Origin of the sequence: Cronobacter sp. HA18003, assembly GCF_011605905.1 — a bacterium.
Classification (GTDB): Bacteria; Pseudomonadota; Gammaproteobacteria; order Enterobacterales; family Enterobacteriaceae; genus Cronobacter; species Cronobacter sakazakii.
In genome coordinates, this window is record NZ_JAANQO010000011.1 from 871785 (window position 1) to 889907 (window position 18123).

Genomic DNA, 18123 nt, shown 5'->3' on the forward strand with positions numbered 1-18123 from the left:
TGAATAAGAAGCGAGCGATATTAAAACTTTCGCCTGCCGGGATACAACCATTTTGTGACGCAAATCTCACTTTTGTACCCGTTATGTAACAAACGACGCGGCAGAAACGCAATTGCCGTCCCGGATAACAGACCGCGTGTTAGGGTGTAAAAACAGCAACGACTAAAAACAGGGCGGGGATAACAATGCAATCAGTTGATTTTTATATGGTGGACGCGTTCGCCGATAAAACCTTCAGCGGCAACGCGGCGGCGGTCTGTCCGTTAAGCGAATGGCTGCCGGATGAAACGCTGCTTTCGATGGCGCGGCAGCATAACCAGTCAGAAACCGCGTTTTTTGTGCGCACTGACGACGGCTTCGAACTGCGCTGGTTCACCACACTGGGTGAAATTAACCTTTGCGGCCACGCGACGCTCGCCGCCGCGCACGTGATTTTCGAGCACCTCGATGCGCCGCACAGCGAAATCCGCTTCTCGACGCGCTTTGTCGGCGAGTTGACCGTCACGCGCCGCGGTGACTGGCTGACGCTGAACTTTCCGGCGTGGCAGGCGCAGCCGGTGGAGACACCCGCGCTGCTGTTGAGCGCGCTGGGAATTGACGGCGCGGTGTCGGTGGCGGCGTATCGAGACTATCTGGTGGAGCTCCAGACTCAGGCGCAGGTAGAGGCGCTGACCCCGGATATTGACGCGCTGATACCGCTCGGCAAACAGGTCTGCGTCACCGCGCCCGGCACACCCGGCGGCCCGTACGATTTCGTCAGCCGCTTTTTCTGCCCCGGAGAGGGCGTGCCGGAAGATCCGGTGACCGGTTCCGCGCACAGTATGCTGATCCCGTTCTGGGGTGAGAAGCTTGGCAAGACCGCGATGATGGCGCGTCAGGTCTCGGCGCGGGGCGGGGATTTACGTTGTGAATGGCAGGGCGATCGCGTGCTGATTGGCGGCCAGGCGGTAACGTATCTTATCGGCCAGGTATTGCTGCGCTGATGCTTCGGCGCCCGTAGCGGGCGCCGTTTTCATCTTCAGGGCAGGCGGGCGATATTCTCTTTAATCACCGCGACCGAATGCTGAAACTTCGCCTGCTCCTCGCCTTCCAGCTGCAGTTCGATAATCTGCTGTACGCCGTTTTGCGCCAGTACCGCCGGAACGCCTATCGCCACGTTGTCGACGCCATATTCGCCGTCAAGAATGCACGATACCGCCAGCGCCCGGTGGCTGCCGGTGAAGATATTGCGGCAGATCTCCGCGATAGTGCCCGCGATGCCATATTCCGTACAGCCTTTGCGGGCGTAAATCTCAAAGCCCAGCCTTCGCACGCGCTCGGCAAGCGCCGCGGTATCCAGCGGCGTACCCGTTTTGCGCTCGTAAACCTGCGCGACCGGCGAGCCATACACGGAAGAGTGCGACCAGACCGGGAACTGGGTGTCGCCATGTTCACCCAGAATAAAGGCGTCGATGCTTTGCGGGCCGATCTCCAGCGCTTCGGCAAGCGAGCGGCGCAGGCGGGTGGTGTCGAGCCAGACGCCAGTGCCGATTACCTGGTTGCGCGGCAGGCCGGAGAGCTTCCACACCTGCCAGGTGATGATATCGCACGGGTTGGTGGCGACGAGGAAAATGCCATTAAAGCCGCCCGCCATCATCTGTGGGACTATCTGGCCGACGATGCGCGCGGTGTTGGTCAGCTCGTCAAGGCGCGTCTGGCCGGGCTTCAGCGCGCCGCCGGAAACGGTGATCACCGCGATATCGACATCCGCGCACTCCTGCGCCTGGCGGGTGGAGATTTTAATCATCCCCGGCATATACGCGGCGGCGTCGCGCAAGTCCTGGCAGTGCCCTTCGACGCGCGCGGCATCGAGATCAACCAGAATCAGCTCCTCGCCGATATTCTGGTTGAGTAAGGCCCAGGCGGCGGCGGTGCCCACGTTGCCCGCACCGATAATCATCACTTTTCGTGCTCTGTTATTCATGGCGTCATTCCTTGTTAACCCATTTCGCCGCACAGAGTACCTGTACAACCCGCTGCCAGGAAATCCCCTTTGCGTATTAAAACGCGCATCATAAGACAATCGTCTGACCGGCGGGTTGTCGGCGGCGCGCGCAACCGGTAAAGCTAATAAAAACAAACAAGGAGCCGCTATGTACCCGATAACCGCCGAAGCGCCAGGCAGCGCTGAAAGCCGGGCGCTGATTGCCGCCCTGGACGCGTACCAGAGCACACTGTACCCGGCAGAGAGCAACCATCTGGTTGATCTCGCCGATATCCCCGAAGATGAGATGATTTTTATGGTGATCCGCCATCAGGGCGAGGCGGTGGGCTGCGGCGCGGTGATGCTGAATGCTGACGGCTCTGGAGAAATCAAGCGGGTGTATATCGATGCGCGCCACCGCGGGCAGCGGCTCGGTGAAACACTGATGGCAGCGCTGGAAGCCGCCGCGCGCTCACGCGGCTGCCACACGCTGCAACTGGAAACCGGCATTCACCAGCATGCGGCGGTGAAGCTCTATGAGCGCTGCGGCTATACGCACACCGCACCGTTTGCGCCTTATCAGCCCGATCCGCTGAGTGTGTTTATGCGAAAGCGGGTGTCGGACACGGCAGCAGTTCTGTAAAGGCGTCGAGCTGACGGGTTTTCGCACCGCGCCGCCAGATAAGCCAGGTATCGATATAGCGCCATTTATCGGCCAGCGGCCACGCCTGCACCTGATGGCTGCCTGGCATACTCTCCAGCATACTGCGCGGGATCATCGCCACACCGGCACCCGCCACCACGCACGCCAGCATGCCGTGGTAAGACTCCATTTCGTGGATTTTGCCCGGCATCGCCTGATCTTCTTTAAACCAGCTTTCGAAATGCCGCCGGTAGGAGCAGTTCGCGCGAAAGGCGTAAATGCTCGCGCCGTTAATCTCCTGCGCGCGCGTAACCTCAGGGTGGTTCGCGTGCGCCACCAGCATCATCTCTTCCTGATAGACCGGCATACCTTCGAGATTCGGGTGCAACACCGGGCCGTCGACAAACGCCGCGCTCAGTTCGCCCGCCAGCACGCCGTCAATCATGGTACCGGACGGGCCGGTCGCCAGATCGAACTGAATTTTCGGATAGCGCTGGTTAAAGGCGGCCAGCACAGCGGGAATGCGCACCGCCGCGGTGCTCTCAAGCGATCCGAGCGAGAAAATCCCCTGCGGCTCGTCGCCGGAGACCACCTCGCGCGCCTCCTGCACCAGCGCCAGAATGCGCTTGCTGTAGTCAAGAAAACTGTGCCCGGCGGGGGCGAGCTTCAGACGCTGGTTCTCGCGGATAAACAGATCTACGCCCAGATCTTCTTCAAGCTGGCGGATGCGGGTGGTCAGGTTAGACGGCACCCGGTGAACGCGCTGGGCGGCGGCCGTGATGCTGCCGGTTTCGGCCACGGCGTTAAACATCTCAAGCTGGGTTAAATCCATCGCATTCTCTCCGGGTGAATGGAATCGTCAATATTATTCACTTTTCAGAAATACCAGAGCAGGCCAGGCTATGCCAGAAGTTTTGACGTGTTTTGTGTAAAAAAGCGTCACCGATAACAACCTATAAGAGAGAGGCCATTGATGAGCATTTCCCCTGCGACCCATGCGATTTCCGTAAATCCGGCCACCGGCGAAACCCTGGCGGCGTACCCGCTGGCAAGCGCTGAACAGGTCGAGCTGGCTATTACCCGCGTAAGCGAAGGCTTTCGCCGCTGGCGCGCCAGCCGTATTGATGAACGCGCGCAGACGCTGCGTAACATCGGCAATGCACTGCGCGCACGCAGCGAAGAGCTGGCGCAGATGATCACCGCCGAGATGGGCAAGCCGATCCTTCAGGCGCGCGGCGAAGTGGCGAAATCCGCCGCGCTCTGCGACTGGTACGCCGAACATGGCCCGGCGATGCTCGCGACGGAGCCGACGCTGGTGGAAAACCAGCAGGCGGTGATTGAATACCGTCCGCTCGGACCGATCCTGGCCGTTATGCCGTGGAACTTCCCGCTGTGGCAGGTGATGCGCGGCGCGGTACCGATCCTGCTGGCGGGCAACACTTATCTGCTTAAGCATGCGCCGAACGTGATGGGCTGCGCGCTGCTGATTAATGAGATTTTTGAAGACGCGGGCGTGCCGGCCGGCGTGTTCGAGGTGATTAACGCCACCAACGACGGGGTGAGCCAGGCGATTAACGATCCGCGTATCGCCGCCGTTACCGTCACCGGCAGCGTGCGTGCGGGTGCCGCAATCGGCGCGCAGGCGGGCGCGGCGCTGAAAAAATGCGTGCTGGAGCTGGGCGGTTCCGATCCGTTCATCGTGCTGGCGGACGCCGATCTCGACGAGGCCGTGAAAGCGGCGGTGGCGGGGCGCTACCAGAACACCGGGCAGGTGTGCGCTGCCTCCAAGCGTTTTATCGTCGAAGCCAGCATCGCCGATGCCTTTACCGAAAAATTCGTGGCCGCCACGCAGCAGCTGAAAATGGGCGCGCCGACCGACGAAACCACGTTCCTGGGCCCGATGGCGCGTTTTGATCTGCGTGACGAGCTGCATGCGCAGGTGACGGCGACGCTCAGCGAAGGCGCGACGCTGCTGCTGGGTGGCGAGAAGGTAGCCGGTGCGGCGAATTTCTACGCGCCGACGGTGCTTGGCAACGTGACGCGCGAGATGACCGCGTTTCGCCAGGAGCTGTTCGGGCCGGTGGCAGCCATTAGCGTGGCGCGCGACGCCGAACAGGCGCTGGAGCTGGCGAACGAGAGCGAATTTGGCCTGTGCGCGACCGTCTGGACCGCCGATGATGCCCGCGCGGAGGATTTCGCGGCGCGTCTGGAGTGCGGCGGCGTCTTTATTAACGGCTACTGCGCAAGTGACGCCCGCGTGGCGTTTGGCGGCGTGAAGAAGAGCGGTTTTGGCCGCGAGCTGTCGCACTTTGGCCTGCATGAGTTCTGTAATATCCAGACCGTGTGGAAAAACCGCCGCTAAGTGATGCGGTGAATAAACGCGTTATCCCGCCGGGCCGCGAACAAGTTGTTTGGTTTTATCGGCGGGTGCGCTTTGCTTACCCGCCCTGGGAGCTTACCCGCCCTACGGTGGCAGTGGTTCAGCCTGCTGGCGGGTGCATTTCGCTTACCCGCCCTGGGAGTAAGGGGCCGCTCATGCGGCCCTTTGTCATATCCGTGACATGGTTCTGTCATTTTTGCTTTGTAGACTCGCGGAGGTTTTCGCTGTTTAACGAAGAAAAACATGAACCTAACTAAAATTTCCCGCGCCATCCGGCGCGTCGTGCCGCGCACTCGCTTCGGGCTGATGGCCGGTATTCTGTGTGTTATTACGCTCTTCTCCGCACTGCAAATTCTCTCCACACTGATGCTCTCATCGCTGCTTGGCGACACGCAGCAGCAGGTCCAGCACCGCGAGGCGCAGCGCCAGCAGCAGGCGGCGATGGATGACGCCCGCGTCACGCTCCTGATGGCAAGTGACTTGCTGAACCGTGCAGGCATCTACTTTATGCAGGATAAAGAAACCGGCTCGGTGGGGAGCTGGAACAGCCTGATGGATGAGGCGCAGGCAGCGCTGAAACGCTCCCATGCGGCGTTTGAGCGCTACGGCAAACTTAACCGGGCGAAAGATGATCCCTTAAAGGCGAGCTATGAAAATTTTTATGGCGCGCTGAAAGAGCAGGCGGACGGCCTTGTCAGCACTAACAGCATTGACGCGTTTTTCGCGGTGCCGGTGCAGGCGTTCCAGGCCGATTTCAACGACAACTTCGCCCGCTATCAAAGCGCCAACGCGCAGCGGGCGGACCGCGACAGCCGCGAGCTGCTGGGCGGTCTTGAGCAGGCGCAGCGGCTATTTATTATGGCGCTCGGCGTGCTGCTCGCCATCGCGCTGCTGGTGTGGCGCAGTATGGCGGTGTGGGTGATCCGCCCGCTAAGAAGGCTTATCACCCATATCAACCGGCTGGCAGCAGGCGATCTTGGCACGCCGCTGCCGTCAGATAAGCTGGTTAACCGCGAGATGGCGGAGCTGAGCCAGAGCATCGGCCAGATGCAGGGCGGGCTGCAACGGCTGGTTAACGAGGTCCGCGAGGCGACGTCCGCGATGGTTGCCAATATCGGCGAGCTGGCGGCGGGCAACGAGCAGCTTTTCAGTCAGTCGGCACTGCAAGCGGAAGAGTTGCGAAAAGTCACCGAGCATATCGAAACGCTGGAAGCGCACGTGGAAGAGAACAGCGAGTACGCCCGCGTGGCGAATGCCCGCGCCGATGAAGCGCGGGGGGTGGCCGCAGGCGGCGATGAAATGATGGTGACGGTGAACCACTCGATGCAGGATATTGTCTCGCGTTCCTCGGAGATGCGCGGGATCGTGGCGATGATCGAAAGCGTCGCGTTCCAGACCAATATTCTCGCGCTTAATGCCGCCATTGAAGCGGCTCACGCCGGGAATCACGGCCGCGGTTTCGCCGTGGTGGCAAAAGAGGTCGGGCTGCTGGCGCGTAAGAGCAGCCATTCGACGCAGACCATTCAGGAACTTATCCATCACTCGTTGCAGGGAATCGAGAAAGGCTCGCAGGCGGTATCGAAGCTTGAAGAGAATCTGGGGCGGGTGATGGCGCTGGTGAGCCATCTGACGGGGTTGCTTGGCGAAATCGCCGTGGCGACCGTCAATCAGGGCGACAGCATTCATCAGGTAACGCAGCGCATCGGCGCGCTCAACCAGGTGGCGGGCGAGACCGGGACGCTGGTGCAGCACACCACCCAGGCATCGCTGCGCCTGCGTGATGAATCGCGCAGGCTCACGGAAGCCGTCTCGCGCTTTCGTCTTTCCGCCTGAGATTGCTATACTCCCGGCCCGAACGATCGTCCTTCGCGCCGGGAGTCTCTGGTGACCCACACGCTTAATAACGAATTACTGGCTTCAATTCTCGAACAGGTGCGCCCGCTCGCTGCACAGGGCAAGGTGGCGGACTATATACCCGCGCTGGCGGATGTGCCCGCCGACCGGCTTGGCATCGCCGTCTGTACGGTCGGCGGCGAGTGTTTTGCCGCAGGCGACGCCGATGAGCGCTTCTCCATTCAGTCTATCTCCAAGGTGCTGAGCCTGGTGCTGGCGATGGGCCGTTATGATGACGACGAGATCTGGGAGCGCGTCGGGAAAGATCCCTCCGGGCAACCCTTTAACTCGCTGGTACAGCTGGAGCTGGAGCAGGGCAAACCGCGTAACCCGTTCATTAATGCGGGCGCGCTGGTGGTCTGCGATATGCTGCAAAGCCGCTTAAGCGCGCCGAAACAGCGGATGCTGGAAGTGGTGCGTAACCTCTGCGGCGCGCCGGATATCATCTATGACACCGCCGTGGCGCGCTCCGAGTTTGAACATTCGGCCCGCAATGCCGCTATCGCCTATCTGATGAAATCCTTCGGCAATTTCCACAACGACGTCATCACCGTGTTGCAGAACTATTTTCACTACTGCGCGCTGAAGATGAGCTGCGCGGAGCTGGCGCGCGCCTTTCTGTTTCTGGCGAATCAGGGAAGGGCACCGCATCTGGACACGCCGGTAATCAGCCCGGTGCAGGCGCGACAGGTTAACGCGCTGATGGCGACCAGCGGCATGTATGAAAGCTCCGGCGAATTCGCCTGGCGCGTGGGAATGCCGGGGAAATCGGGTGTCGGCGGCGGGATTATCGCCGTTGTGCCGCATGAGATGTCTATCGCGGTCTGGAGCCCGGCGCTCGATCACGCCGGAAACTCGCTCGCCGGCATCGCGGCGCTGGAAATTCTTGCCCGCGAGATTGGCCGTTCCATTTTCTGAGGAGGCCTTATGGATGCGCTGTTCGCGCGCCTGAACCGTTCCGCCTTTCGCCGCCGTTTCCACCTCGGCGCGAAAGAGCGGCAGTATTGCATCGATAAAGGCCCGGAGGTGATTGACCAGCACGCCGCGGACTTTATCGCCAGACGGCTGGCACCCGCTGAGCCCGCGAATGATGGTAAGCAGACGCCGATGCGCGGGCACCCGGTGTTTATCGCCCAGCACGCCACCGCCACCTGTTGTCGCGGGTGTCTGGCGAAGTGGCATCATATCCCGGCGGGTGTGGCGCTCAGCGCCGCACAACAGGCCTATATCGTTGCCGTGATCCACCGCTGGCTGGTACAGGAGATGAACCGCTGAGCGGCGGCGCGATTTTGCGCTGACACGCGTAAACACCCGCCGATTTGTGTTTAAAACGTGTTAAGCTTATTGCCATTCCGTTATCCCGGCGCCGTCTTTCTGTCGCCCGCAGCCGTAAGCGATACACTATGTTTAACCAGGCGAAGCTGACTGGTTTTCGTGAAGAAAAAATGTTGCTCAACGCATCCCTTCTTTTTCTTCTGACCACCCTGTTTTATTTTCTGGGCGCGATGATGCGTCTGGTTGAGCCCTTGTCGCTGTTCTGGCCGCTGAATGCGGTGATGGCGGCGGTGTTTGCGCGCTATCCATTCCTGAACCGCCCTGGTTACTACGCCATCTGCTATGTGGCGATGCTCGCTTATGACGCGATGACCACCACGTGGGGCGCGGCCTCGCTGCTGATTAACTTCTCCAATATGGTGTTTATCGTGACCGTGGCGCTGCTGCTGGTGCGCGATAAACGTCGCGGGCCTGCGCTCGCCCGTCCGGTAAACGCGCTACGGCTCTTTAACTACTGTCTGGTGGCGGCGCTGCTGTGCGCTTTTTTCGGCGCGACGGGCAGCCTCGGCATCAACGCGCAGGGCTTTCTGCCGCTGTTGTGCGACTGGTTCAGCGAGCAGTTTTCGACGGGCGTGCTGCTGATGCCGTGGATTTTGACGCTTACGCGCCCGTCCTGGCCTTCGCGCATAAAACCGGAGGCGCTGTGGCCGTTTCTGGCGCTGGTGGCGTCGCTTGCGGCCTCGGTGGTCATCGGCGGCGCGGGCTGCCTGGCGTTTCCCGTCGCGGCGCTTATCTGGTGCGCGGTGCGCTATCCGCTGAACGTGACCTGTTTCTTAACGCTCTGCACCGGTGTGCTGCAAATTATTCTGGTCAGCGCCGGGATCATTGAAATCAGCTCCGCGAAGCTCTCGGTCGGCAGCCAGATGTTCTCGACGCGTCTTGGTGTCGCGACCATCGCCATCTGCCCGGCGATTGTGGCGGTGAGTGTCAGTGCGATTAACTCGCTGCTGGCGCAGATTTCCCGGCGCGCCAATTATGATCATCTCACCGGCGTGTATTCACGCTCCGGGCTTTTTGAGGCGCTGGCGCGCGACGACGCCAATCCGGCGCTCGCCGGTCGGCCGCTGTGCGCGATGCTGATGGATCTCGACCACTTCAAAAGTATTAACGATAACTACGGGCATGAGTGCGGCGACGCGGTGCTGGCGGTGTTTGGCCAAAAACTGCGAGAGATAACGGGCGAGGCCGGGCGCGTGGCGCGAATGGGCGGTGAGGAGTTCGTGGTGGTCTGCCCGAATATCACGCTTGACCGCGCGTGTCATCTGGCCGAAACGATTCGCCAGCAGGTGGCGGGTCAACCGGTGGTGTGCGAAGGGAAAAGCGTCTCTTTTAGCATCAGTATCGGGCTTGGCTATGACGCCGCACCGCGTGAGCGGGTGAGCGACGCGTTCACCCGGCTGATGCGTGAGGCGGACACGCTGCTGTATCAGTCCAAACGACAGGGGCGCAACCGCACGTCGGTAGATGATGAACATCAACCCACGCTCCGCCTGGCGCAGCATCTCTCATAACGTGACGCAAATGCTCGTGACAGCGTCACGTGAATAAGATATTGAACTGCCGTTTCTTTTCGGAAACGAAGTAATTGTTTCTGTCAGCGCTTTAAAGTACTTGCCGCCAGGATCCGGGGTTACTAAGATGGCGGGGTTTCGTCACCGGATACTGGTATGAAGAGCGCATCTGAGCAGCTAAACCGTCATCAGCATTCCTCCGCGCTCAGGTTCGTCAGGCGCATGTTTTTTATGCGCCAGCTGGGTACCACCCTCTGCTTTATTCCGCTGTTCGCCTTATTACTGGAACTCCACCGCCCGTTATGGACGCAGGCGCTGCTGGCCGCGAATGCGTTTCTCTGGCCGGTTGCCGCGCGTTATCGCGCGCGCCGCAGCCCTCATCCTGCGCGTACCGAACTGCAAAACCTGCTGGCTGACGCGGCGGCGGGCGGCTTCTGGATAGCGCAAACGGCGCTTTCACCCCTGACCTCAGTGACGATCGCCACCATTTTGCTCGCTGACCGGCTCGCCGCAGGCGGTTTCCCGCTGATGCGTCAGGCGGCGGGCGTCATGGCGCTCATGTTCGGGGCAACGTGGATGGCGCTGGGTCTGCCAGTCACGCTGTCGGTCTCATCCCGCACGCTTTACGCCACGCTGCCGCTCATCTCCGTCTATGTGCTGGCGCTCAGTATGGTGAGCCACGCGCTCTCAGCGCGGCTGCGAGAGAAAACCCGCGAGCTGGAACGCTTCGCTAACACCGATCCGCTACTCAATATCGCCAACCGGCGCAGGCTTGAGCATGATATCGACGCGGCGCTGCAGCGCTTTCACCAAAGCGAACAGCCTGCGGCGCTGATGTTTATCGATATTGATGATTTTAAAGCTGCGAACGATCGCTACGGGCACGAGGCAGGGGATCAGTTGCTGGTCACCTTTTCTGACATCCTGCGCGCGGCGACGCGCGGCGGCGATACCGTGGCGCGCTTTGGCGGCGACGAGTTTGTGGTGTTGTTGCCCGATACGTCATTCGGGCGCGCCTGTGCGGTGGCCGATCGCATCATGGCGCAGACCGCGCAGATGGACGTTTTCCCGAAGCCTGCGCTGCGCTGCACGCTCAGTATCGGCATCGCGCGCGCCACGGCGGAGATGCGCGAAGCGTCGCAGTGGTTAAAAGCCGCAGACGAGGCGCTTTACAGCGCCAAGCGCGAAGGTAAAAATCGTATTTACGCGCTTTGACGGCGGCGGTCTCTTTGCCTGATGCCGGATACGCTATGCTTCAATTAAACAGTGCTTACAGGTTGCGCAATGAAAACACCCGATATCCCGGTTAATGAGCAGGCGAGTCTTCAGTCCCTGCATGATTCTGGCCTGCTTGATGCGGCGCCGACAGAGCGTTTTGACCGTCTTACCCGGCTTGCGAAGCGCCTTTTTAACGCGCCGGTGGCGTTGATTAGTCTCGTCGATCAGGAGCAGCTCTGGTTCGTCTCCTGTGATGGCGCAGAGCCGAAACCCATCCCGCGCCGCGTCTCGTTCTGCGGGCATACGATTTTAAGCAACGCGCCGCTTATCATCACGGATGCACTCAGCGACGAACGGTTTTGTGATAATCCGCTGGTGAATGGCCCGCCGCATATCCGCTTCTATGCCGGTTGTCCGGTCAGGCTGCCCGACGGCGCGACCGCCGGTTCGCTGTGTATTATCGATACCGAACCCCGCGCGTTCAGCGAGGCAGACGCGCATCTGCTGCGCGATCTGGCGGCGATCGTTGAAGATGAGTTTATGGTGCTGAGCGTGGCGACGAGCGACGAACTGACGGGCCTTTTGAACCGTCGCGGTTTTACGTCACTTGCCGGTTACGCGTTCTCAACCCATAAGCGTCGCAGCGAGCCGATGTCGCTCGGGTTTATCGATCTCGACGATTTTAAAGAGATTAACGATACCTGGGGCCACGCGGCGGGGGATGAAGCGTTAAACGCGATGGCGATGCTGATGAAAAACGCCTTTCGCGACAGCGATCTGCTGGGACGGCTCGGCGGCGATGAGTTCGTCGTGCTGTTTAACGATACCGACGAAAAGGGTGCATGGATTGCGCTGCAGTATCTGGTCGAGCAGACCGACGCGTTCAACCGCGACAGCGGTAAACCGTGGCGGCTTGGCTTCTCGTGGGGCGTGGTAAAATTTGATGACGATAAACATCAGGATCTCGCCGGGCTTCTGAAAGCCGCTGATAACGAGATGTATCAGATGAAAACCACCCACAAGCGCGCCGCAGGATAAGATTTTCCTCTGACCAATTGCGGCGTTTCTCCGCCATGATAAGGATTATCGGTTAACCCTTTGATAAATCCTCATGGCGGAGTGTCAATGTCTACATCCTATAGTGTTCGTCGTCTCAGCGCGGCGGAAATCCCGACCCACCTTGACTCCCTTTGTGATGTACTGACCGACTGCGTGGAAGGCGGCGCATCGGTGAGTTTTATGCTGCCGTTCAGCGCGGAGAAAGCGCGCGCTTTCTGGCTCGATGTGGCCCAAAGCGCGGCCCGTGACGAGCGCCTTGTGCTCGCGGCATTTGATGCGCAGGGGAAGGCCGTCGGCACCGTACAGCTTATTCTCAGCCAGCCGGAAAACCAGCCGCACCGCGCAGACGTCTCGAAACTGCTGGTACACCGACGCGCGCGTCGGGCCGGTATTGCACAGGCGCTGATGGAAACCCTGGAAAGCGAGGCGCGTCGGGCCGGGAAAACGGTGCTGGTGCTGGATACTTCTACGGGCAGCGATGCCGAACGTTTTTATTCGCGTCATCAATGGGAGCGGGTCGGTGTGATCCCGCATTACGCTCTGATGCCGGATGGCAGTCCCTGTGGCACCACGCTTTTTTTTAAGCAGCTATAAAATTTTTTAATAAAACGGCTCAGTTTGATCGAAACGGGGTTTCATAAACGGTGGTTCTGATAGCGTGGAGCGCAATATCCGTCAGCAGTCTGCTGTTAATCCATCAAGGAACCCATTGTGAAAACATTGAATCGTCGTGATTTTCCCGGCGCGCTCTGGCCGGAGCGCATCATCCAGTTTGGTGAAGGGAACTTCCTGCGTGCTTTTATCGACTGGCAGGTTGATCTTCTTAATGAACATACCGATCTCAACGCCGGGGTGGTTGTGGTGCGTCCTATCGCCAGCGATTTTCCGCCGTCGCTCAGCACACAGGACGGGCTTTATACGACGATTATTCGCGGGCTGAATGAGAAGGGCGAGGCGGTCAGCGAGTCACGACTCATTCGCTCGGTGAATCGTGAGATCAGCGTTTATGCGCAGTATGACGAGTTCCTGAAGCTTGCGCATAATCCGGATATTCGCTTTGTGTTCTCGAATACAACCGAAGCGGGGATTAGCTATCACGCCGGGGATCAATTCGACGACGCACCTGCGGTGAGCTATCCGGCGAAACTCACGCGTCTGTTATTCGAACGATTCAGCCATTTTGACGGCGCGCAGGATAAAGGCTGGGTGATAATTCCCTGCGAGCTGATTGATTATAACGGCGAGGCGCTGCGTGAACTGGTGCTGCGCTACGCCCATGAGTGGGCGCTGCCGGCGGCCTTTACCACCTGGCTTGAGAGCGCGAATTCGTTTTGCTCGACGCTGGTTGACCGTATCGTCACGGGCTATCCGCGCGATGAAGTCGCGCAGCTGGAGGAAAGCCTCGGCTATCACGACGCGTTTCTGGATACCGCCGAACATTTCTACCTGTTTGTGATTCAGGGGCCACAGTGGCTCGCCCGCGAGCTGCGTCTCGATAAACTGCCGCTCAATGTGCTTATCGTCGATGACATTAAGCCTTATAAGGCGCGTAAGGTGGCGATTCTGAACGGCGCGCATACGGCGCTGGTGCCGGTGGCTTTCCTGGCCGGGCTGAATACGGTCGGCGAGGCGATGAACGACGCGCAGATTTGTGCGTTTGTTGAGAGGGCTATCCATGACGAGATAATCCCGGTGCTTGATCTGCCCCGCAACGAGCTGGAATCTTTCGCCGATGCGGTGGTGAGCCGTTTTCGCAACCCGTACATCAAGCATCAGCTGCTTTCCATCGCCCTTAACGGCATGACCAAATTCCGCACCCGTATTCTGCCACAGCTGCTGGCGGGGCAGGCGCAAATGGGCACGCTGCCGCCGCGCCTGACCTTTGCACTGGCGGCACTCATTGCGTTTTATCGCGGCGAGCGAAACGGAGAGGGCTATCCGCTTCAGGATGACGCCCATTGGCTCGCGCGGTTTGAGCAGCTCTGGACGCAACGCGGCGATAACACCATTACGCTTCGCGAGCTGGTGGACGCGGTACTGTCCGATTGCGAGCACTGGGAGCAGGATCTGACAGCGGTACCGGGGCTCGCGGCGCAGGTAACGCGCGATCTTGACGCCATTCTCAATCAGGGCATGCGTCACGCGGTCGCGCCGCTGTGCTGACAGGCGCATACGATTCAAAACGACCCGGCACCTGCCGGGTTTTTCATAAAGAGATGGTTTTAGTTACAACATACTATTTATCCATCCAAAAAACCTTACGGTTAAGCCACACCGCTGTTTGCTTTCTGGCAATGAACATAAGGCAAACCGTCACATTTCTCGCGCAGACTCTCAATTCCAGGTGTTAATCGGGTGGCCTGGCGCAAACGCTCTACACTCTATAACGCATGGTTTTCTTTAAATATTGACCTCTGAAACGCAGGAGCGCGTATGTCTTTTTCACTCTCTGGTCTTTCCCTGCAGGTAGGGCTGGCGTTGGGCTTAGCCTGTAGCGTTGCCGCGCCCGCGGCTGCCTGGGATAACCTCTATGTCTTTGGCGACAGCCTGAGCGATACCGGCAACAATGGCCGTTACACCTTCGACAGCAACCGCTATCCGCTGTATGACGAAATCCTCGCGCAAAAATATGGCCTGACGCTTGCGCCCTCGGATAAAGGCGGCAATAACTACGCCGCAGGCGGCGGGGTGGCGGTGCCGGCGCTTGGCACAGACAACACCCAGGAGCAGGTGCAGCGCTATCTGAGCCAGACGAATGGCCGGGCGGACCGCGATGGACTCTATATACACTATGTGGGCGGTAACGATTTGGGTGCCGCGGTGCTGCAACCGCTACAGGCGCAATCCATTGTGACCGGCAGCGCCACGGCGGCGGCGTCGCAGGTGCGCACGCTTTTAAACGCGGGCGCAGGCACGGTGATTGTGCCAACGGTGCCGGACGTTTCGGCAACGCCGACGTTAATTGAAACCGTTGTTCAGCTGGGAACGGCCGGTAACAGCGCCGCGCTACAGGCTGCGTTCGCGTCACTTGGCAACGCGCAAACCCCGACGCTCGCCGCGCGCGAGGAGGCGATTCGCAACGCGTTTTATGCGGCGGCGGGAGAAGTGAGCCCGGTTCCGGCGCTTTCGAAGGCGCTTGGCGACGGCCTCTATGCGGCGTATCAGGCGGCCGCTGAACAGGTCTCTGCGTTAAGCCAGCTCTATAACGCGACCGAGGAGCAGGCGCTGGTCGCGAATGGCGGCGGCAATATCGTGCGTGCCGATATCAACGCTATCTTTAATGAAATCCTCGTGAATCCGGGCCAGTTCGGTATCACCAATACCGCGGGTATGGCGTGCCCGCCGGGGCTTTCTGCGGCAGACTGTACGTCGTCGAGCGCAGGGTTTAATGGCAGTCAGGCGTGGCTCTTTGCCGATCATCTGCATCCGAGCCCGCAGGTGCATCGCCTGATGGCGGATTATATCCAGTCGATACTCGCCGCTCCGGCGCAGGTGGCGCTGTTGAACAAGGCGACGGCGGCGCAGGTACAGAACAGCCGCGCCACGCTCGACAGCCGTTATCAGCAACGCCGTACTGAACAGGCGGAGCAGGGCAGCGCGGGCGTTTTTGGCGGCTACAGCGGCGAATATGCCCGCTACACCAAAAATGAGACCGGCGACGGCAGCGCCAACACCAACAATCTGACAATCGGCGCGGATTATCGGGTGACAGAAAACTGGCTGGTCGGCACGCTGATTGCCGGGTCGCTCGACGATCAGCGCCCGACCGATAACCTGAGCTACGACGCGCGCGGTTATCAGGCGGCGCTCTTTACTGCCGTCGATTTCGGGCCGGGCTGGGTCAACGCCGACGTTCACTGGCTGAAAGGCGAATACCGCAATATTCAGCGCCGCGTGGAGTTAGGACCGTTGACGCGCGTTGAGACAGGCGAAACGGATGCCAGACTCTGGGGCGCGCGCCTGACCGCCGGGCTGGATCTGCCGGTGACCCGCGCGCTCACGACCGGGCCGGTGGTGCAGTACGCGTGGGATTACAGCCACGTGGATGGGTACAGCGAAGCGGGCGACGACAGCACCGCGATGCGCTTTCGCGATCAGAACTTCCATTCGCAAATCGGCAGCATCGGCTGGCGTCTCGATGCCGATATCGGCCCGGTGAAACCGTACGCGCAGGTGGATTACAAACACCAGTTCGGTGATTCGGTCTGGCGCGGTCAGGGCGGGTTGAAGTCAACATCGCTCACTTTCAGCCGCGACGGGGCGCAGGATGACAAAAACTGGATGGATATCACCGCCGGTGCCAGCGTCGCGCTAAGCAGTAATGTGTCGGCGTTTGCGGCGCTGTCGCAAACCGCAGGGCTTAGCAGCGGCGAGCAGACGCGCTATAACATCGGCCTAAGCGCCTCGTTCTGAGTCCATTGACGCCATAAAAAAGGGCAGCCATCAGGCTGCCCTCTGTTTTTACACGGTGAACGGCTTACGGTTCGCCATAAAGCGCAATAAGGCGGCGCGTAACGCCGTTGGTCCAGCCGAAGCCGTCCTGCAACGGGTATTCACCCCCGCCACCCGGGCGCGGCGAATAGTCGGCGATATGGTACTTCTCAATGAGCTTATGGTTCTCATTGTAGAATCGTTTCACCGTACGCAACCAGTTATTGGCAATGATGTCTGCCAGCGCATCGTCGCCATAGTTTTTCAGCCCCTGAATGGCCATCCACTGAAGCGGCGCCCAGCCGTTCGGTTTATCCCACTGCTGTTCCGTTTCCACTTCGGTAGTCAGGATACCGCCTGGGCAGAGCAGGCGTTCACGCAGATTCGTCGCGATGCGATCCGCCTGCGCATAGCTGGCAAGACCGACATACAGCGGCACCACGCAGGCGGCCGAGAACGACGCGAGCTGGCCACGACGCCAGTCGTAATCGCGAAACGCGCCCATGTCGTTATCCCACAGATAGCGGTTAACCGCCTCGCGACGGTCAATCGCTTTTTTGCGAAACACGGTCGCGGTCGTCGGAATGCCTTTAAGCTGCGCAATGTTGGCAATGGCGGTTTCCAGCTTGTAGAGAAACGCATTGAGATCCACCGGCAAAAAGTGCGTGGTGCGGATGCTCGCGAGGCGGTCCGGATCGCGCAGCCAGCGGGAGGAGTAATCCCAGCCGGAGGCCGCGCCCGCGCGCAGATCGCGATAGACCTCGCTCGCCGGACGCCCGGAGAGTTTTGCGGTTTCCACATCCTCGCGCCAGGATTCATCGCGCGGGGTGTCGCGGTCATCCCAGTAACGGTTAAGCACCGTGCCGTCGGCCATTTTCACCACGTGGCGAAACGCCTGGCCTGCCTCCAGCGTGTCGGCGCCATCCATCCAGAACGCATATTCCATCAGCAGATGATCAAGATAGCGCCGCGCGCCGCGCACGCCGTCCTCTTCAAACAGCTCCACCATCAGCGCAAACACCGGCGGCTGCGAGCGGCTCAGATAATAGGTGCGGTTGCCATTCGGAATATGCCCGTAGTTTTCAATCATCCAGGCGAAGTTATCCGCCATGCAACGCAACATATCGTGGCGGCCACTCTCGGCAAGGCCGAGCATGGTGAAATAGGAATCCCAGTAATAGGTTTCGGTAAAGCGTCCGCCTGGCACGATATACGCCTGCGGCAGCGGCAGCAGAGAGGAGTTCTCCAGATGCTCATGCGGCTGGCGCGTCAGAATTGGCCATAAGTTGTCGATGTGCTCAGTCAGCGTCCGGTTCGGGTCCGAGACATACGGATTAGTGTTGATCACCGGAAAGTAAAAGTGCTCCTCAACAAAGCGGCGCAGGTCGAAGTTCGGCAGGCGTTTGGCCTGACGGTAGTTCATCAGAATGGTCAGCGGCGACACTTTCGGCGCGCAGTCCGGGAACGTTTTACTGTCCGCAAAAATACGGGAGGCCTGAACATGCTCAAACAGCTCTAAATAGCGGTCTGCCGGCGTCAGCGCGTCGGGGGATGGCATGCCTTCGATCGATTCAGGCTGCGGCTCGACGTCGCGGGTATCCGGAATAATTTCACCCGATTCAGGGTCCATACGCGCCTTCTCAGCTAATTCCTCTGTGAAAGGTAAGCGTGTTGTCTGTTGAAACATGCT

At 59.9% G+C, this 18123-nt stretch carries 15 protein-coding genes; 12 read left to right on the forward strand and 3 right to left on the reverse strand.

Translation table 11 applies throughout. From position 1 onward, the window contains the following. The first annotated feature begins 185 nt into the window (after positions 1-185). On the forward strand, positions 186-983 hold the full coding sequence (locus G6041_RS05205) for a PhzF family phenazine biosynthesis protein (RefSeq protein WP_012124756.1): 798 nt from the start codon (positions 186-188) through the stop codon (positions 981-983). A gap of 35 nt (positions 984-1018) precedes the next feature. Here G6041_RS05205 and G6041_RS05210 read toward each other — a convergent pair whose 3' ends face one another. Continuing rightward, positions 1019-1963, reverse strand: coding sequence for an L-lactate dehydrogenase (locus G6041_RS05210; RefSeq protein ID WP_032969896.1), 945 nt, complete (start codon positions 1961-1963; stop codon positions 1019-1021). Between the two features lie 169 nt (positions 1964-2132). On the opposite strand from G6041_RS05210, the gene G6041_RS05215 reads away from it, so the two are divergent. Beyond that, positions 2133-2606, forward strand: coding sequence for a GNAT family N-acetyltransferase (locus G6041_RS05215; protein ID WP_012124758.1), 474 nt, complete (start codon positions 2133-2135; stop codon positions 2604-2606). Here the strand turns inward: G6041_RS05215 and ptrR are convergent. After that, a complete protein-coding gene (gene ptrR / locus G6041_RS05220; RefSeq protein WP_012124759.1) occupies positions 2566-3438 on the reverse strand; it encodes a putrescine utilization regulator PtrR in 873 nt (290 codons plus the stop codon). The two genes, G6041_RS05215 and ptrR, sit on opposite strands and share 41 nt — an antisense overlap. 141 nt (positions 3439-3579) lie before the next feature. On the opposite strand from ptrR, the gene sad reads away from it, so the two are divergent. From sad to G6041_RS05270, 10 genes are all read left to right on the forward strand, one after another. Further along, positions 3580-4968, forward strand: a complete 1389-nt coding sequence (gene sad, locus G6041_RS05225; protein WP_012124761.1) for a succinate-semialdehyde dehydrogenase — start codon at positions 3580-3582, stop codon at positions 4966-4968. 261 nt (positions 4969-5229) lie between these two features. Then, positions 5230-6819, forward strand: coding sequence for a Tar ligand binding domain-containing protein (locus G6041_RS05230; protein WP_012124762.1), 1590 nt, complete (start codon positions 5230-5232; stop codon positions 6817-6819). 51 nt (positions 6820-6870) lie between these two features. Beyond that, positions 6871-7797 carry a glutaminase B gene (gene glsB / locus G6041_RS05235; RefSeq protein ID WP_007867877.1) on the forward strand — a complete coding sequence of 309 codons (927 nt, stop codon included), beginning with the start codon at positions 6871-6873 and terminating at the stop codon, positions 7795-7797. Positions 7798-7806: 9 nt separating this feature from the next. Next, complete coding sequence (locus G6041_RS05240; RefSeq protein ID WP_012124763.1) at positions 7807-8154, forward strand: DUF4186 domain-containing protein; 348 nt, start codon at positions 7807-7809, stop codon at positions 8152-8154. 128 nt (positions 8155-8282) lie between these two features. Continuing rightward, positions 8283-9725, forward strand: coding sequence for a GGDEF domain-containing protein (locus G6041_RS05245; protein ID WP_084999283.1), 1443 nt, complete (start codon positions 8283-8285; stop codon positions 9723-9725). Positions 9726-9947: 222 nt separating this feature from the next. Beyond that, positions 9948-10940: a sensor domain-containing diguanylate cyclase gene (locus G6041_RS05250; protein ID WP_032989520.1), complete on the forward strand. Its 993-nt coding sequence runs from the start codon at positions 9948-9950 to the stop codon at positions 10938-10940. A gap of 69 nt (positions 10941-11009) precedes the next feature. Next, a complete protein-coding gene (locus G6041_RS05255) occupies positions 11010-11981 on the forward strand; it encodes a sensor domain-containing diguanylate cyclase (protein ID WP_012124766.1) in 972 nt (323 codons plus the stop codon). An 87-nt stretch (positions 11982-12068) separates the two neighbouring features. Continuing rightward, a complete protein-coding gene (locus tag G6041_RS05260) occupies positions 12069-12596 on the forward strand; it encodes a GNAT family N-acetyltransferase (RefSeq protein ID WP_041460503.1) in 528 nt (175 codons plus the stop codon). A gap of 117 nt (positions 12597-12713) precedes the next feature. Beyond that, positions 12714-14165 (forward strand): tagaturonate reductase, encoded by a 1452-nt coding sequence (locus tag G6041_RS05265; RefSeq protein WP_012124768.1) that lies wholly within the window; start codon positions 12714-12716, stop codon positions 14163-14165. A gap of 270 nt (positions 14166-14435) precedes the next feature. Next, positions 14436-16415, forward strand: a complete 1980-nt coding sequence (locus G6041_RS05270) for an autotransporter domain-containing esterase (RefSeq protein WP_012124769.1) — start codon at positions 14436-14438, stop codon at positions 16413-16415. Positions 16416-16479: 64 nt separating this feature from the next. Here G6041_RS05270 and G6041_RS05275 read toward each other — a convergent pair whose 3' ends face one another. Further along, positions 16480-18120: an alpha,alpha-trehalase gene (locus G6041_RS05275; RefSeq protein ID WP_012124770.1), complete on the reverse strand. Its 1641-nt coding sequence runs from the start codon at positions 18118-18120 to the stop codon at positions 16480-16482. Positions 18121-18123: the final 3 nt, after the last annotated feature.

Coding starts and splice junctions, on each gene's coding strand:
- G6041_RS05275 (WP_012124770.1), bottom strand. CDS start 18,120: ATGTTTCAACAGACAACACGCTTACCTTTCACAGAGGAATTAGCTGAG.
- G6041_RS05245 (WP_084999283.1), top strand. CDS start 8,283: ATGTTTAACCAGGCGAAGCTGACTGGTTTTCGTGAAGAAAAAATGTTG.
- G6041_RS05215 (WP_012124758.1), top strand. CDS start 2,133: ATGTACCCGATAACCGCCGAAGCGCCAGGCAGCGCTGAAAGCCGGGCG.
- G6041_RS05260 (WP_041460503.1), top strand. CDS start 12,069: ATGTCTACATCCTATAGTGTTCGTCGTCTCAGCGCGGCGGAAATCCCG.
- G6041_RS05205 (WP_012124756.1), top strand. CDS start 186: ATGCAATCAGTTGATTTTTATATGGTGGACGCGTTCGCCGATAAAACC.
- G6041_RS05270 (WP_012124769.1), top strand. CDS start 14,436: ATGTCTTTTTCACTCTCTGGTCTTTCCCTGCAGGTAGGGCTGGCGTTG.
- G6041_RS05240 (WP_012124763.1), top strand. CDS start 7,807: ATGGATGCGCTGTTCGCGCGCCTGAACCGTTCCGCCTTTCGCCGCCGT.
- G6041_RS05250 (WP_032989520.1), top strand. CDS start 9,948: ATGTTTTTTATGCGCCAGCTGGGTACCACCCTCTGCTTTATTCCGCTG.
- G6041_RS05210 (WP_032969896.1), bottom strand. CDS start 1,963: ATGAATAACAGAGCACGAAAAGTGATGATTATCGGTGCGGGCAACGTG.
- ptrR (WP_012124759.1), bottom strand. CDS start 3,438: ATGGATTTAACCCAGCTTGAGATGTTTAACGCCGTGGCCGAAACCGGC.
- G6041_RS05230 (WP_012124762.1), top strand. CDS start 5,230: ATGAACCTAACTAAAATTTCCCGCGCCATCCGGCGCGTCGTGCCGCGC.
- G6041_RS05255 (WP_012124766.1), top strand. CDS start 11,010: ATGAAAACACCCGATATCCCGGTTAATGAGCAGGCGAGTCTTCAGTCC.
- sad (WP_012124761.1), top strand. CDS start 3,580: ATGAGCATTTCCCCTGCGACCCATGCGATTTCCGTAAATCCGGCCACC.